Below are 15,305 nucleotides of genomic sequence, written 5' to 3'. Positions count from 1 at the left end.
AAGTACAACTAAGTTAATGTTTTGTTTATCCAAATATATCATCTGCAGCCTTATTCAATTCATCTTCTTTTCTAATGTCATTAAGGTATTGTTGGTGATCTTTAAGTGATGAATGGTTTAACAGATCCATGGTAATCATGGGATTATTAATCTTGTCGATTGCCATACGTGCGAATGTATGACGGGCAATGTGGGAAGATAACGGTTTCTTTATATCTGCCATCACAGCCAGTACTTTAAGATATCTGTTAACTATAGTCGTGCAGGCCTCTTTGTGCTTTAGCCTGGCGCGTTCATTTTCAAACTTAGATTTCTTTTTATCATATACCCATGTAAAGAAAGGGAATAGCCTGCTATGTTTACCACGGTATATATCGATGATTGATATGGCGGGTGTTATTAACTTTATAGCCATTGGCTTGTCAGTCTTGTTTGCCTTATACGTAAATTTATCATCTTTAAAATCGTCTGAATAAGCTTGTAAAAGGTCGCCAACCCTAATGCCTCGCAAGTATACCTGTAAAACAAATAGATCCCGTGTAGCAGTTAAAAGGTCATTTTCTGGTAGTTTTAATTCAGACAATCTACCGAACTCTTCAGATGATAGTTTTTGCTTTAAGGGTTTTTGAGTAGGAACGGTAACTGCTTTAATTTCCTTGGTAATACCTATAGCAGAATATCGGCCGATCATCCCCCTGATGAGCTTTATTTTCTTTTTAATAGTTGCCCCATTATTACCCAGTTTGGTCATGCTGGCAATCATTTTTTCAAACCAGCGCTCATCAATGTCAGAAACCAATATGGACTTATCTGGTATTTGCTTTTGAATAGCCAGCATCTTATCGTAATACCCAGACTTAAATTCACTCTCCAATCTCAATAGCTCAGCGTCGAATGAGTCTTGAAGTGTTAAACCTGTCTTATCCTTGAATATGCTTGATACCGTCTTATCTCCGCTTTTAATATCATACAAGTCATGCTCTGCCTTAACGTATTCACTATTTATAAAGTGGTTTATTCTAGCGGTGTTCGCTCCCTTACCTTTTACTTGATTCTTTTTTGAATCCCACTGGTGGGGATGACACCTGGCAATAACCTTCCGCTTCACTTTCCGGTTTAATATGTACTGTAATATTATAGGATGCGTACCATCCGAATAAGTTTTCTGGGTATACAATAATACTTTCAGGCTTATTTGCTTCATGGTGTAAACATTTATTTTAGGCTGGTGTAATCTGGTGTAAACAAACACTTAAATTCTGTTTAACCAGGTTTAACTAAATTTCTATAAAAGTATCGATTTAAACGTAAAAAACCCACTATTATTAAATAGTGGGTTTTGGGGTTTTACAACCAGTGGAGCCGGAGGGATTCGAACCCTCGTCCAAACATGGTATAAGGTAAGCTTTCTACATGCTTAGCTTCTGTTTAATTGTAGGGAAGGGGAAGGTCAGTTGCTTACCTGTACCGTCTTCCTTAGGTGCTTTATCTCGCCTGCTATGCACACCTTAAGCAGGCCAGTTCCGTTTTTCGGTGCCCCTGGTGCTGGTTCAACAGAACAGAAAACCAGCGGGACAAAAGCTATTTAATTCTAAATTAAGCAGCTAAGGCGTAGTTATTTTCGCCATTTGTAAGTTTGAGCGTTCAGATTTAAGCGCTAATTCACCCAACGCGCTGCATGCTTACCTACTTATCTCCATCCTGTCAATTCCGGTCGACCCCATTTTTTATTATAAAGCCAAAAGGTTAAGGCTGAAAGCCTACAAAAATACAGCTTTTGGGCGGTTAAGCCAAATATTAAATACTTTCAGCCTTGAGCTTTTTGCTTTGGGCCTCAATGCGCCCGGGATAAACTTTTAATGCTTCCTCCAAACAAACCATGGCTTGATGCAAGTCTTCATTTTTTAATACATAGGCCATGCGTACTTCGTTATGTCCGGCGCCTGGCGTACTGTAAAATCCGGTGGCAGGCGCCATCATTACCGTTTGGTTATTGTAACTGAAACTTTCCAATATCCATTGGCAAAACTTGTCGGCATTGTCAATGGGTAATTGGGCTACCACATAAAAAGCGCCTCCCGGGTTAGGGCAATAAACGCCATCCATTTTGTTTAGTTTGCTGACAAGTGTATTTCTGCGGCTTGTATACTCCTTATTTACCGTTTCAAAGTACGAATCTGGTGTGTCAACGGCTGCAGTTCCGGCAATTTGTTCAACCATGCCGGCACTCAATCTGGCTTGGGCAAACTTCAATCCTGCATCTATAACAGCCTTGTTTTTAGTAATGAGACAGCCAAGACGTGCTCCACAAGCACTGTATCGCTTACTCACTGTATCCACTACAATTACATTATCATCAATACCACCAAGGTGCATAGGTGATATAAACGTACGGCCATCATAACAAAACTCCCGATATGCCTCGTCTGCAAACAGATAAAGATCGTACTTCAGAACCAGTTCTTTTAAAGCTTGCATCTCTTCTTTCGAATACAGATAACCAGTTGGATTATTGGGACTGCAAATTAGAATAGCCTTCGTTTTATCTGTTATCAGCTTCTCAAATTCACTTATAGGGGGGAGTGCAAATCCGTTTTCAATAAACGAAAGAATAGGCTTAACCACAATGTCACTCTGACTGGCAAATCCGTTGTAATTGGCATAAAAAGGTTCGGGTATAATCACTTCATCACCAGAGTCCAAACAAGCCATCATAGCTATGTTAATGGCCTCTGAGCCACCAGTAGTTACAATAATATTTTCAGGATTGATGTTGTAGTTCAGTTTGTTATAATATTCAGTAAGCTTTTTACGATAGCTTAAAGTGCCTTCCGAAGGGGTATATGCCCAAACCTTAAAATCAATATTTTTTATGGCATTTAACATGCCTTCAGGAGTCTCGATATCGGGCTGACCAATATTTAAATGGTAAACTTTTTTGCCATCCAGCTTAGCTTTATCAGCATAAGGTGTTAGTTTACGAATAGGTGAAGCGGGCATTCGCTGCCCTTTTTGAGATATTTTTGGCATGTGCAAAATTAGTAAAAAAGAAAGTATGTTATTTTATGTATCCCCATAAACGAAAAAAGACCCTTTTTAGGGTCTTTATATTAATTTTCGTCCCTTGCCTGGCAAGAGATGTTTTTAAAATCAGGCTTGCCTTGTTTTATTTGCTCGACGCGGGTTTCGCTATAACCTCACCAATAATGTTCAAATACTTCTCTGGTGTTACCGCATTTGATTTAACAACAATTGTTTTGTTAAATGGTGCAGCAGCAGCAGCATTATAAGTGATTTTAATAGTGCCTTTATCGCCACTTTTTACAGGAGTTTTAGTGTAATCGGCAATTGTGCAGCCACAGGTTGGTCTTACTTCTGTTAATATAAGTGGCTCTTTACCAACGTTTGTAAATTCAAAAACGGTAGTAACAGGAGTACCCTGAGGTATTTTGCCAAAATCGTGTTTTTCTTCGTTAAATTTAAACTCGGCTTTTTGGCTATCCTGTGCAGTTGCAGTAAAGGCAAAACCTAAAATTACTGCGCAAATCATTAATATCTTTTTCATACGTTTATTTGATTAACACAAATATATAAGGTTTAATGTAATTTAAAAACTATTCACAAAACTCTATGTTTTATTGTTAGTTTGCCAAATACAGAATAGAATTTTATAATTTTACCGTCTAAACGAAATTATATATGCCCGAAACTACGATACGTGCAACCAGTAAATTTAATACTGCCGAGCTAAGTTTTGATGATTTCAAAAAAATAGTAATAAATGATTATCGTATTGGCTATGAGAGCAGACAGGCCAGTATAATAGGCAGAAGAGAGGTTTTAACGGGCAAGGCAAAGTTCGGAATATTTGGTGATGGCAAGGAGGTAGCTCAGTTGGCCATGGCCAAGGCATTTCGCGCGGGCGATTGGCGCGCGGGATATTATCGCGACCAAACTTTCATGTTTGCTACCGGTATGAGCAACCTAAAGGAGTTTTTTGCCCAACTTTATGCTAATCCTGATATTGAAAAGGACCCGGCTTCGGCTGGTCGCCAAATGAATTGTCATTATGCTACCAGGTTTGTTAATGCCGATGGCAGTTGGGTAAACCAGGCCGAAACCATGAATTGCTCGTCTGATATTTCAACTACCGGCGGTCACATGCCCCGTTTGCTCGGCTTAGCTTATGCATCAAAGCTATATCGCCAAAATAAAGAACTGGAGTACCTTAATCAATTTTCGGTTAATGGTAATGAGGTTGCCTTTGGTACCATAGGTAATGGTTCAACATCTGAAGGTTTGTTTTTTGAGACTTTTAATGCTGCAGGTGTATTGCAGGTACCAATGGCCATTTCTGTTTGGGACGACGCTTACGCCATATCTGTGCCCGCAAAGCTGCAAACTACTAAAGAAGATATCTCTGAAATACTAAAGGGTTTTCAGCGCGAGAAAAACACCAATGGCTATGAAATATTTAAGGTAAGGGGCTGGGATTATATTGCGCTTTGCGAAACTTATGAGCGTGCTATTACCCTTTGCCGTGAACAGCATGTGCCTGTATTGATACACGTAATTGAAATGACACAGCCACAGGGCCATTCTACCTCAGGGTCACATGAGCGTTATAAAACAAAAGAACGTTTAGCCTGGGAAGATGATCATGACTGTTTGCTTAAAATGCGTGAGTGGATGATTGCTTCGGCCATATCAACTGAAGCTGAGTTGGATGAGCTGGAAGCCGAAGCCAAAAAGTTTGTTCGTGAATGCCAGCGTGAAGCAGCTGCTGAGTTGGTTAATATAATAAATACAGAACTTGATGAAGCGGCAAAACTGATAGAAGAGCTGGCATACAATGTTACTGCAAAGGATGAATTGCTGGATATTGTAGCTGCATTGCGTGCGAGTTATGATGCCGGGCGTAAGGATACCGTAGGCGCTATACGTAAAGCCTTAAGGATCACGGTACACCAAAACGTTGCCGAAAGACAATCATTAGTAAGCTGGCTTAAAACCGAAACGGAGAAAAATAATGAACGTTTCAACTCGAAGCTTTTTGCCGAAACTCCACAATCTCCTTTAAATGTGCCAGTTATACCTGCTATTTATACAGAAAATACACGGGTTCTGGATGGCCGTGAAGTATTGAATGCCTGTTTTGATGCCAATTTTGGGCGCGACAAAAGTATTGTGGCCTTTGGCGAGGATGTTGGAGCTATAGGTGATGTGAACCAGGGTTTTGCCGGCTTGCAAGGCAAATACGGAGATCTGCGTATTACCGATACCGGCATACGCGAAACTACTATTATAGGGCAGGGAATGGGCCTGGCTATGCGTGGTTTAAAACCAATAGCCGAGATACAATACCTTGATTACCTCATATACGCCATGACCGTTTTGTGCGATGATATAGCGAGCTTGAGCTATCGTACCCGTGGTGGGCAAAATGCACCACTTATTATCCGTACCCGTGGCCATAGGCTGGAGGGTATCTGGCATTCCGGGTCGCCGATGGGGATGATTGTAAATTCAATGCGTGGTTTCCATATATGTGTGCCACGTAATATGACCCAGGCTGCCGGCATGTATAATACATTGCTAAGAGGTGATGAACCTGCATTAGTGATCGAGAGTTTGAACGGATATCGTTTAAAGGAAAAACTGCCTGCCAACATAGGTGAGTTCACCGTTCCCTTGGGTAAAGCCGAGATATTGAAGGAAGGTAACGATATTACGGTTGTTTCTTATGGCTCTACTTTACGTATAGTAATCGAGGCCGCCGAAGAGCTCGAGAAAATGGACATTCATATAGAGATTATCGACCCCCAAACTTTATATCCATTTGATACAGAAAATGTTTGTGGTAATTCGTTAAAGAAAACCAGCAAGTTGTTGGTTATTGATGAAGATGTTCCGGGAGCAGCATCTGCATATATCACTCAAAAAATCGTTGAAACAGAAAACGGATATTATTCCCTTGATGCACAACCCCGTACATTAACAGCTAAGGAGCACCGCCCCCCTTATGGTTCTGATGGTGATTATTTTAGCAAACCGTCTGTTGATGACGTCATTGAAGCTGTATATGCTATGATGAACGAAGCTAATCCATCAAAATATCCTGCAATTTTTTAATTACAGAATATTTTGATTTTCAGATTCTTTAGTCTTTAATCGGTCATATCCTATCTCTGATACTCAATTTTTTGCTTATTTATTTAAGTTTGCGCTCTTTCATTAGCTTATTAACATGGATTCTGTAACTTTTTCTACTATATCAAATATCATTAAAACACGTCGTTCTGTTAAACCTGCAATGATGAATGGTCATAAAATACCAAATGGCCACATAGCTGCTTTATTAGAGCTTGCCGACTGGGCTCCAACTCATGGATATACCGAGCCATGGCGTTTTGTGGTTTATGAAAATCCCAACGAGTTTTGCCATCAACACGCCGAACTATATAAAGAAGGGGTTAAACCAGAAGATTTTAATGAGGCTACTTACAACAATCTTCAACACCAGGGCGACAAAGTATCTCATGTAATAATTACCATTATGCAGCGTGGTGATTTGCCTAAAATTCCTCCATTTGAAGAGATAGCGGCAGTTTCAAGCGCCATTCAAAACATTTTGCTGGGTGCCACCGCGTTAAATATGGCGTCATTTTGGAGCACAGGCGGCGCTATACTAAAACCTGCCATGAAAGCGTTTCTACAATTACGTGAAGAAGATAATGTAATGGGGGTGTTATATCTGGGTTATGCCGACCAGACTGCTGAAGGCAAAAGAAATATTCCTCTCGAAAAAAAGGTTAAATGGGTTAAATAGCTTAAAGCTAACCTTTTATCGTTTCCTTACGTATAAGTTGGTTTAGTTTCTTTATTTTAAATTTATTTTCATTTTAGTGGAAAAATATACTAAAATGATCTTCGATTAAGTAAAAAACTATACATTTGTAATTGGTCGTTCACCTAATTTCGGCCAATTGCCATAACTTAGCCTGTTACGAAATTTAAATTATTGTTTTAAAATTAAACTCAATACAAGTATGAGGAAGCATTTTTGGTGGGTCACATTTGTGGTTTTATTATTGTCGGGAACGATTGTTGGTTGGAGATCTGCAGGTGCGAACAAATCAGATGGAAAGGTAAATTCTACACTAAATGCAAAAGAATTATTTAATCAGTACGTAAATAGTTTATATCAGACAGCCGGTTTACAAGAATCAGGTTTAGCTTTTGATGTATTTGAGAAAGCAGTTACTGGTTATACAAATTTAAAATTAGCTCATCAACTTCCTGAAAATAGCACCGTGCTTACCGTTGTTGATTTTACTAAATCGAGCCGTGAAAAACGGATGTGGATAATAGATATTTTCAATAAACATTTATTGCTAAATACATGGGTTGCTCACGGCCAGGGAAGCGGCGATGAAATGGCTACACATTTTTCAGATCAGAATGATTCACATCAGAGCAGTTTGGGCTTTTATCTCACCGATAATGTTTACATGGGTAAACATGGCCGCTCTTTACGTTTGGATGGCCTGGATTCGGGTTTTAACAGTAATGCCCGTATGCGCGATATTGTTATTCACGGAGCTAACTATGTTAGTCAGGCGGCTATTAATCGCAAAGGATATGTTGGGCGCAGTTTTGGCTGTCCGGCCGTATCACCTAAGGTTGTAAACCGGGTGATTAACACTATCATGGGAAAAACGGTTTTCTTTATTAATGGCAACGACGATACCTATACTTCAAAATATCTTGATGAAACGGCACCTTTAAATTTTATTGCCACAGATACTACGGCTTTTGACTTAGCCAGACTTTAAACATTATCCAATTATAACCTCAAGGTCCGATTGATACCCGGGCTTTTGTTTTATATATTACCCATTAGCATTTTTAAATGGGCATAAAGCACAATGTCTAATCCATAAACATCTTTTCTATGCTGTAATGTGCCGTTTTCGTCTGCCCAGCAAGTAACATAAGTAATGTATATAGGTGTTTTTTTAGGCAGTGCAATGTTGGTAGGTTCAGGATTATCCTCGCTCATATCTTTGGATATGGTATCAAAATCTTCACCCTCGCCAAAAAGGTTTTTAGCCAATCCCTGTGGGTCGCCGAGGCGAACACAGCCATGACTTACCGCACGCATTGCCTTTCTGAAAGCCAATTTCGCAGGGGTATCATGCAGGTAGACACTGCTTCTGTTTTTAAACAGGAATTTTATTTTACCTAACGAATTATCTTCACCCGGTCGCTGTTTAAAATCATATTCCAGATTGTCTTTGGTTACGGTTGACCAGTCAATTATTTCCGGATCTTCAATTTTTATCCCGTCCTTGTAAACATCAATATTTTTGTTTGATAAATAATACGGATCGTTGGCAGCTTCTATAATAATTTCTTTGGTGGCTATACTGCGCGGAATGTTCCAGGTAGGATTTACTTCAACACTATGTATCATACTGCTAAGCTGGGGCGTTTCACGCGGAAACGGCTTATCGTATCTGTCACTGTCGGCATATGATATCAGGCTGCATCTGTCGTCCATATTACGGCCTTCGCCAACACATACCTTCATGTTTAAAACGGATTTCCCATCTTCGATCACATCCAATTTAAAATCGGGAATGTTTACGATAACATATTTAGGCTCTTTTGGCTTATTTTTCCATCGCAAGCGTTCAAGATTAACCAGCAAATAGCGCCTGCTTTCTTCGGGAGATAAACCATCAAGGCTTGTTCCATTTATAAAAGCTTTTTGCAGTGCCTTATACTGCGGATCAGAAGGCTGTATGCTGTCCAGATAACTTTTAAAGTCGGTTGCCTTCAGCACATTTTTCATTGATGTACTATCAGGCCGTTTGGTACCGGCAAAATAACGGGAATATATTTTGCGGGGGTTAATAACACCATACTGAAGCGCGTTTGAATACTTTATCAGGGAGGTTGCGGTTAGCAATTCAAGCTGCGCAATGGTGGTGTAAGCCTCGTCAACCGTTGTTATTCCATTTTTGTTTTGCAATTTGGTAACCAGCTCTTTGATAGCTTTAATATGGTATGGCTTTTTATCAAGGCCATGTTCATTAATTCTATCAAAGTATGCTGTTAAAGTGTCCAGGTCACCGTTAAACAAATGGTTCATTACCAATACAGGCTGATACTCATTACTCCTGAAATAAGATTCAATTACTTGTTCGTTCGCTATCTTTGATTTTTTACCTTCAACTTCCTTTTTTAATACTGATGCGAGTGTATCAGGATCAATATCCTGATAAATTTTATTTTGAGTTACCTGGAAAAGGTGGTCGGCTATTTCAGAATGTTTTTTTTTACAGCTTTGAAAAGTAAACGTAAAAATAAAAAAGCCACATAATAATATTGTAATGGGGGCCTTTTTAATAAGGTCAGTTATCATGGTATAAGTATAGTTAAATATTGCTTATGAATAGCAATAGCCATACCATAAAGCTGGATGGTTTTTAATTATTTTTGAAAAGAGGCTCTTTTGCGCGTTTAAATATAAACAGATGTTTAAAATTGAGCGTAGATGAAAATATACTTGTTTTCGATTAGATAACAAGTACATGATTATAGCTCATTTATGGGGTTCTGATTTCATATTTTGTGGAAATAAAAGGAATAAGAAAATGACGATAGATAATAAACCCGAGGTCTGGCTCCGCGGTACTTTAAATAACATTCCTGCTTTATTGCAGCCGGTGGCTCATGCGTTACTACAGGCCAGAGAAGAGTTGAATGAATTAATGACAAATTTTCCTGACACTTTATTATGGCACCGAGTGGTAGGCCTTGCGTCGCCGGGGTTTCATCTGCAGCATTTAACCGGTGTGCTCAGTCGGCTTTTTACCTACGCAAAAGGAGAGGGGCTTAGCCAATTACAGTTGGATTATTTAGTCGTAGAAGGTAAATCAATTGACACTGTGCGTACTGCGGATTTAGTTGAAAGCTTTAATATTCAGGTTGATAAGGCATTGATGCAATTATCGGGCATTGATGAAACAACGTTGACAGCATGGTGTGGTGTTGGCAGGGCACAACTGCCCTCAACAGTAATTGGCTTGTATGTACACGCAGCCGAACATACCATGCGCCATCTGGGGCAGCTTTTGGTTACTGTTAAGGTTTTAGAGCAACAAGAGAATAATTAAACAATATCTTCAGTTGCGATTACCACCTGTTTATTAGGGTGCGTGAATTTTTTAAGAATCAAGAACCCTGTTGACGAGAACAGACATACTGACCCCAATACCCACCACAGTAAATTAAATCCGCCGTGTGCAATGATCTGACTGCCTACTGCCGGGGCAATGATCTGGGCGGCCGACCATGACATGCTATACAATGCCGCGTACTCGCCCCGGTTATTACTGGAGGCACGGTTTATCCAAAAGGCGTTCATGAAAGGCATACTCAAAATTTCGCCTAAAGTAATCAGCGCTACAACAAGCAAGGCAACCCACGCAGTGTGCGGCAGCAGGTTTAACAGAACAAAACTACTGCCCGCTACAATAATTCCCGTGCCGATATAGGTAAGCGGATTTCTTTTGCCCTCTAATTTATGTATCAGTATCATTTCAACCAGTACTATTATTATGCCGTTTAATGCCAGCAAAAAACCGATAAACCGTTCGTTAAAATGCCATTGTATTTTATAAAAAACCGGCTGCATAATGAAGAACTGGAAAAAACATGTGGCGAAAAGCGTACTTAATAAAATAAATATCAAATAAAGCCCGTCCCGGTAAGCAGAGGCTGATGCTATAATATTGGTTGCCGCTTTAACAGTTTTTTTGATCTTCGCACGCGGCATTAATTTTAACAGCAAAAGCGCGGCTAAGATGTTGGTGCAGCCATCAACCCAAAAAAGCAGGTGATAATTGAATGAGGCCAGCAATCCGCCTAAGCCCCCGCCAAATGCCCAGCCGAGGTTGGTGGCCAGCCGGTTAAGAGAATAAGAACGTGTTTTAGTTTCCTCGGTACTATAATGCGCTATGGCGGTGGAGTTGGCCGGTCGGAACGATTCGTTACAAATGCTTAGTATGAGCGTACCGATGCTAACACTTAAAAAGGTATGCTGATAACCTAAAACCAGGAACAGTATGCCGCCAATCAATAAGGCCCCAACTTGTATATCGTAAAACCCAATTTTATCGGTTAGTTTACCACTTATAAATGCACCTGATATTGCCCCAATGCCAAAAAACGCCATTACCCAACCCGATTGTACGATGGTAAAATGCAGTTGCTGAACAGTATAAATGCTCATGAATGGAACTACCATGGTACCACTGCGATTAATGAACATTACGATGCTCAGGTACCAGCTGTTTTTAGATAGTCCGCTATAGGCTTTTTGGTATAATTGGATAATAGAGGTTAGCATGGCTTAACAAAGATAATTATAAGCAGAAGGCTTAAAGCTAAAAGCCCAAAGCTTTTTTTGCTTTGGGCTTGGTATCAAATTATTAAAAAGGCTTTTTGCTTAAATCTTCAGCCTAAAATAGAGTTTCTGTTGCGGAGCCAGTGATCGGCCAGTACCAGTGCGGCCATGGCCTCAACTATGGGCACCGCGCGCGGTACTACGCAGGGATCATGACGGCCTTTACCAGATATTTCGGCGGCATTACCCTGGCTGTCAATTGTAGCTTGGTTTTTCATGATGGTGGCAACAGGTTTAAAAGCTACCTTAAATTCAATAGGCATGCCATTGCTGATACCGCCCTGAATACCACCCGAAAAGTTAGTGATGGTACTTACATCACCTAAATGCGATTTAACAAAAATGTCGTTATGCTCAGATCCACGCATTTCGCTACCCGCAAAACCCGATCCGAATTCAAAACCATGAACGGCGTTAATGCTCAGCATCGCTTTACCTAAATCGGCATGCAACTTATCAAATACCGGATCGCCGAGGCCAACCGGGCAGTTTTTGATATGACAGCTTATTTTACCGCCAACAGTGTCACCATCTTTGCGTATACTGTCAATAAAAGCGATCATTTCTTCTGCGGTTGCAGGGTCGGCGCAGCGTACTATATTCTTTTCGCGTTCGTCAATAAATTCCTGCACATCAGCAACGCTTATGTTAGGCGCCTCAATTTTACCTACGCTGCTCACGTGAGCGGCTATTTCAATTCCCTTGCTTTTAAGCAGTAGTTTGGCTAAAGCCCCTGCTGCAACACGTGCGGCAGTTTCACGGGCCGATGAACGGCCACCACCACGGTGATCTCGGATGCCATATTTGATTTGATAAGTATAATCGGCATGGGAGGGACGGAATACATCAACATTATGGCTGTAATCTTTTGAACGCTGGTCTTCATTAGGAATTAGCATGGCAATAGGAGTGCCGGTGGTTTTCCCCTCAAATACGCCCGATAATATCTTCACGGTATCGCTTTCCTTACGTTGTGTAGTGATTTTTGACTGACCGGGTTTACGCTTATCCAGTTCGCCTTGTATATAATCCAGATCGACGGTTAATTGTGCCGGACAACCGTCAATAATGACACCTATAGCCTCACCATGTGATTCGCCAAAGGTGGTTATCCTGAATATTTGTCCGAATGAATTGCCTGCCATGTTTATTTTAGATGTAAGATATTAGATATAAGAATTGAGATTTCGCTCATAGCAAATATCAATAATTGATTTTGTTATTGATGTCATTGCGAGCGTAGCGTGGCAATCTCATAATGCATGATATGCACTGTTCAGGTGAGATTGCTTCGTTCCTCGCAATGACATGTTTATTGGGCGCTTTTTATGCCTCTATTTCCTGTACATTAAAGCCCTGCTTTGCCAGATCTGTCCAAAATGCGGGGTATGATTTATCAACTACCGGCCCGTTCTCAAATTCCAGTTGAGGAACAATCAGCGCCAGCGGTGCAAATGCCATAGCCATACGGTGATCGTGGTAGGTATTGATAAACATTTTTTCGGGTATAAACTTTTCGCTGCAATCCAGTTTATACACCTGGCCTTTTTCAATAAGTTTTACACCCATTTTTGCAAGTTCGGTTTGTAAAGCCAAAATACGGTCTGTCTCTTTTATTTTTAAAGTTTCAAGACCTGTAAAGGTAGCTTCATGATCAAGCGCTGCGCAAACTACAATAACGGTTTGAGCCAGATCCGGACATTCTTTTAGGTCGAATATCTTACGGCTTAATGGTTTGGCCTCTTTTGTTAACTGTACACCGCCATCCTTAAATTGCGATGTGATGCCAAAATTAGCCATTATCTCGGTGATCACACTGTCGCCCTGTAAGCTGTACGGTGTCAGGTCGGTTAAAAAAAGTTCGGCCTTGTCTGCCAGCGCCGCTATAGCATACCAGTAGGATGCCGCACTCCAATCAGGTTCAATATGCAGTGAAGTGGTTGCAAACTCCTGATTTGATATTGTAATGACGTTATCATGCCAGTTGTGTTTTATATTTGCAGTCTCCAGCATTACAAGCGTCATTTCAACATAAGGGCGTGAGGTTAACTCTCCTTCAATATGTAATTCCAAACCAAAAGGCAGCCGGGCAGCGATGAGTAACAAAGCCGTAATATACTGACTGCTGATGTTACCTTTTATACTGATCTTACTAGTTTGCTGCTCGAAGCTGCCTTTTAGTTTTATAGGAGGGAAGCCCTCCTTTTCTTCATAATCAATATGGGCACCCAGCTCTCTCAGCGCGTCAACCAATATGCCTATCGGTCTTTCCTTCATCCTTTGGCTGCCGGTTAGTGTTACTTCATTATCCTGGATAGCGAAATAAGCCGTTAAAAATCGCATGGCTGTACCTGCCGGGCCAATGTCAACTGTTGTGAGCGGTGGGTTATTGGTAGTAAGTAGTGAATCAGCTTCAACTCCAACTGCCATCTGCCCGCTGCCCACTGCCGACCGTAATATCCCCGCCAGCAATACCGTATCGGCTGCGTCGGAAATGTTTTCAACATGCACCTTTCCGTTACTTAATGCCTCAATGATCAGCGCGCGGTTACATTCACTTTTTGAGCCGGTAAGATGTACTGTACCGTTAATTTGCTTATTATCTTTTGTCAGGATGATGTTTTGCATCATTATATAAAATTATGCGTGGGTTAGTTTTTCTGCTGCTTGTCCGGCTTCGCTGTTATTCATGATCTCGGTTTGTCTGCGAATAGATTCGCTGTGGATCAGCTCGAGTAATTTTTCGGTAAACTCCGGATTTAATTTAAGCGCCTTAGCATAGTTGGTACGTTTTTGTAAAATTTCGTCCCAACGGTTAACCTGCAGTATGGTAATGTTGTTATCTTTTTTGTATTGGCCAATTTTCTCGGCAATTTGCATACGTTCAGCCATTTTCTGGATTACCAGGTCATCAATTTTATCAATCTGGTTACGCAGTTCAGCAAGTTTGTCATTTACTTCGGCATTGCGGATTTCTGGTTTACGTAAAGCCAAATGATCAATAATTTCAGTTAAAGCAGCAGGAGTAACTTGTTGTTTAGCATCTGTCCAGGCTACGCTTGGGTCAATATGCGACTCAATCATTAATCCCTGCATATCCAGATCTAATGCTTTTTGAGAGATGTAACCAATCAAATCACGGTTACCGGTAATATGGCTCGGATCGTTAATAATAGGCAGTTCCGGAGCCAGTGTTTTTAAACTGATAGCGATATCCCACATTGGCTCGTTACGGAAAGCTGATTTTTCGTAAGATGAAAAGCCACGGTGTATAGCGGCCAGTTTAGTGATACCCGCATTATTAATACGTTCCAAAGCGCCAATCCACAATGAAAGATCAGGGTTTACCGGATTTTTAACCATTACCGGTACATCAGTACCTTGCAATGCATCAGCAATTTCCTGTACGGTAAAAGGATTAGCTGTTGAGCGGGCACCTACCCATAGTATATCAACACCGGCTTTTAAAGCTTCTTCTACGTGTTTAGCCGTGGCTACTTCCACAGCAGTTGGCAAACCGGTCTCTTCTTTAGCACGTTTAAGCCATTCCAGGCCAATGCTGCCAATACCTTCAAATTCACCCGGGCGGGTACGGGGTTTCCAGATACCTGCACGTAACGCAGATATACGACCCGTTTGAGCTAACAGATGAGCTGTAGCTACCAGCTGATCTTCAGTTTCAGCACTGCATGGGCCTGCTATTACCAAAGGTTCTTTACCCGTTTTTATCCAGGTATTCAGCGGCTGTATGTTTAAATTTAGTTTCATTGTTTTGCGATTTTATCGGTAGTTAAATTACCGTTGTGTTTTTAATGTTGTGTTTTTAAAT

The 15,305-nt window shown here is 40.7% G+C and carries 12 protein-coding genes and 1 other RNA gene; 4 read left to right on the top strand and 9 right to left on the bottom strand.

Features of this window, described 5'->3' with window-relative positions:
* Positions 1-25: 25 nt before the first annotated feature.
* From SNE25_RS20880 to SNE25_RS20865, 4 genes are all read right to left on the bottom strand, one after another.
* Positions 26-1,204 carry a tyrosine-type recombinase/integrase gene (locus SNE25_RS20880; protein WP_321560941.1) on the bottom strand — a complete coding sequence of 393 codons (1,179 nt, stop codon included), beginning with the start codon at positions 1,202-1,204 and terminating at the stop codon, positions 26-28.
* Between the two features lie 150 nt (positions 1,205-1,354).
* Positions 1,355-1,722: a transfer-messenger RNA gene (ssrA, locus tag SNE25_RS20875) on the bottom strand.
* Positions 1,723-1,797: 75 nt separating this feature from the next.
* A complete protein-coding gene (locus SNE25_RS20870; RefSeq protein ID WP_321560940.1) occupies positions 1,798-3,030 on the bottom strand; it encodes a pyridoxal phosphate-dependent aminotransferase in 1,233 nt (410 codons plus the stop codon).
* Positions 3,031-3,166: 136 nt separating this feature from the next.
* The gene (locus tag SNE25_RS20865; protein ID WP_321560939.1) at positions 3,167-3,565 is read right to left on the bottom strand and encodes a DUF1573 domain-containing protein; all 399 of its coding nucleotides are present in this window, start codon (positions 3,563-3,565) and stop codon (positions 3,167-3,169) included.
* A gap of 134 nt (positions 3,566-3,699) precedes the next feature.
* Between SNE25_RS20865 and SNE25_RS20860 the strand changes: the two genes are divergently transcribed.
* The 3 genes from SNE25_RS20860 (at position 3,700) to SNE25_RS20850 (ending at position 7,835) form a co-directional block, all read left to right on the top strand.
* Entirely contained in the window at positions 3,700-6,132 is a 2,433-nt protein-coding gene (locus SNE25_RS20860; RefSeq protein WP_321560938.1) for an alpha-ketoacid dehydrogenase subunit alpha/beta, read from the top strand.
* A 115-nt stretch (positions 6,133-6,247) separates the two neighbouring features.
* Positions 6,248-6,829 (top strand): nitroreductase family protein, encoded by a 582-nt coding sequence (locus SNE25_RS20855; protein WP_321560937.1) that lies wholly within the window; start codon positions 6,248-6,250, stop codon positions 6,827-6,829.
* 220 nt (positions 6,830-7,049) lie between these two features.
* Positions 7,050-7,835 carry a murein L,D-transpeptidase catalytic domain family protein gene (locus SNE25_RS20850; RefSeq protein WP_321560936.1) on the top strand — a complete coding sequence of 262 codons (786 nt, stop codon included), beginning with the start codon at positions 7,050-7,052 and terminating at the stop codon, positions 7,833-7,835.
* 50 nt (positions 7,836-7,885) lie between these two features.
* Here SNE25_RS20850 and SNE25_RS20845 read toward each other — a convergent pair whose 3' ends face one another.
* The gene (locus SNE25_RS20845) at positions 7,886-9,430 is read right to left on the bottom strand and encodes a L,D-transpeptidase scaffold domain-containing protein (RefSeq protein ID WP_321560935.1); all 1,545 of its coding nucleotides are present in this window, start codon (positions 9,428-9,430) and stop codon (positions 7,886-7,888) included.
* A gap of 232 nt (positions 9,431-9,662) precedes the next feature.
* Between SNE25_RS20845 and SNE25_RS20840 the strand changes: the two genes are divergently transcribed.
* Entirely contained in the window at positions 9,663-10,184 is a 522-nt protein-coding gene (locus SNE25_RS20840; protein ID WP_321560934.1) for a DinB family protein, read from the top strand.
* Here SNE25_RS20840 and SNE25_RS20835 read toward each other — a convergent pair.
* From SNE25_RS20835 to SNE25_RS20820, 4 genes are all read right to left on the bottom strand, one after another.
* Positions 10,181-11,419: an MFS transporter gene (locus SNE25_RS20835; protein ID WP_321560933.1), complete on the bottom strand. Its 1,239-nt coding sequence runs from the start codon at positions 11,417-11,419 to the stop codon at positions 10,181-10,183. The two genes, SNE25_RS20840 and SNE25_RS20835, sit on opposite strands and share 4 nt — an antisense overlap.
* Positions 11,420-11,526: 107 nt before the next feature.
* Complete coding sequence (gene aroC, locus SNE25_RS20830) at positions 11,527-12,621, bottom strand: chorismate synthase (protein WP_321560932.1); 1,095 nt, start codon at positions 12,619-12,621, stop codon at positions 11,527-11,529.
* A 181-nt stretch (positions 12,622-12,802) separates the two neighbouring features.
* A complete protein-coding gene (aroA, locus tag SNE25_RS20825) occupies positions 12,803-14,107 on the bottom strand; it encodes a 3-phosphoshikimate 1-carboxyvinyltransferase (protein WP_321560931.1) in 1,305 nt (434 codons plus the stop codon).
* A 9-nt stretch (positions 14,108-14,116) separates the two neighbouring features.
* The gene (locus tag SNE25_RS20820) at positions 14,117-15,244 is read right to left on the bottom strand and encodes a chorismate mutase (protein WP_321560930.1); all 1,128 of its coding nucleotides are present in this window, start codon (positions 15,242-15,244) and stop codon (positions 14,117-14,119) included.
* Positions 15,245-15,305 lie beyond the last annotated feature (61 nt).

Origin of the sequence: Mucilaginibacter sabulilitoris, assembly GCF_034262375.1 — a bacterium.
Lineage (GTDB): Bacteria > Bacteroidota > Bacteroidia > Sphingobacteriales > Sphingobacteriaceae > Mucilaginibacter > Mucilaginibacter sabulilitoris.
This window is presented reverse-complemented; position numbering and strand designations above follow the sequence as displayed.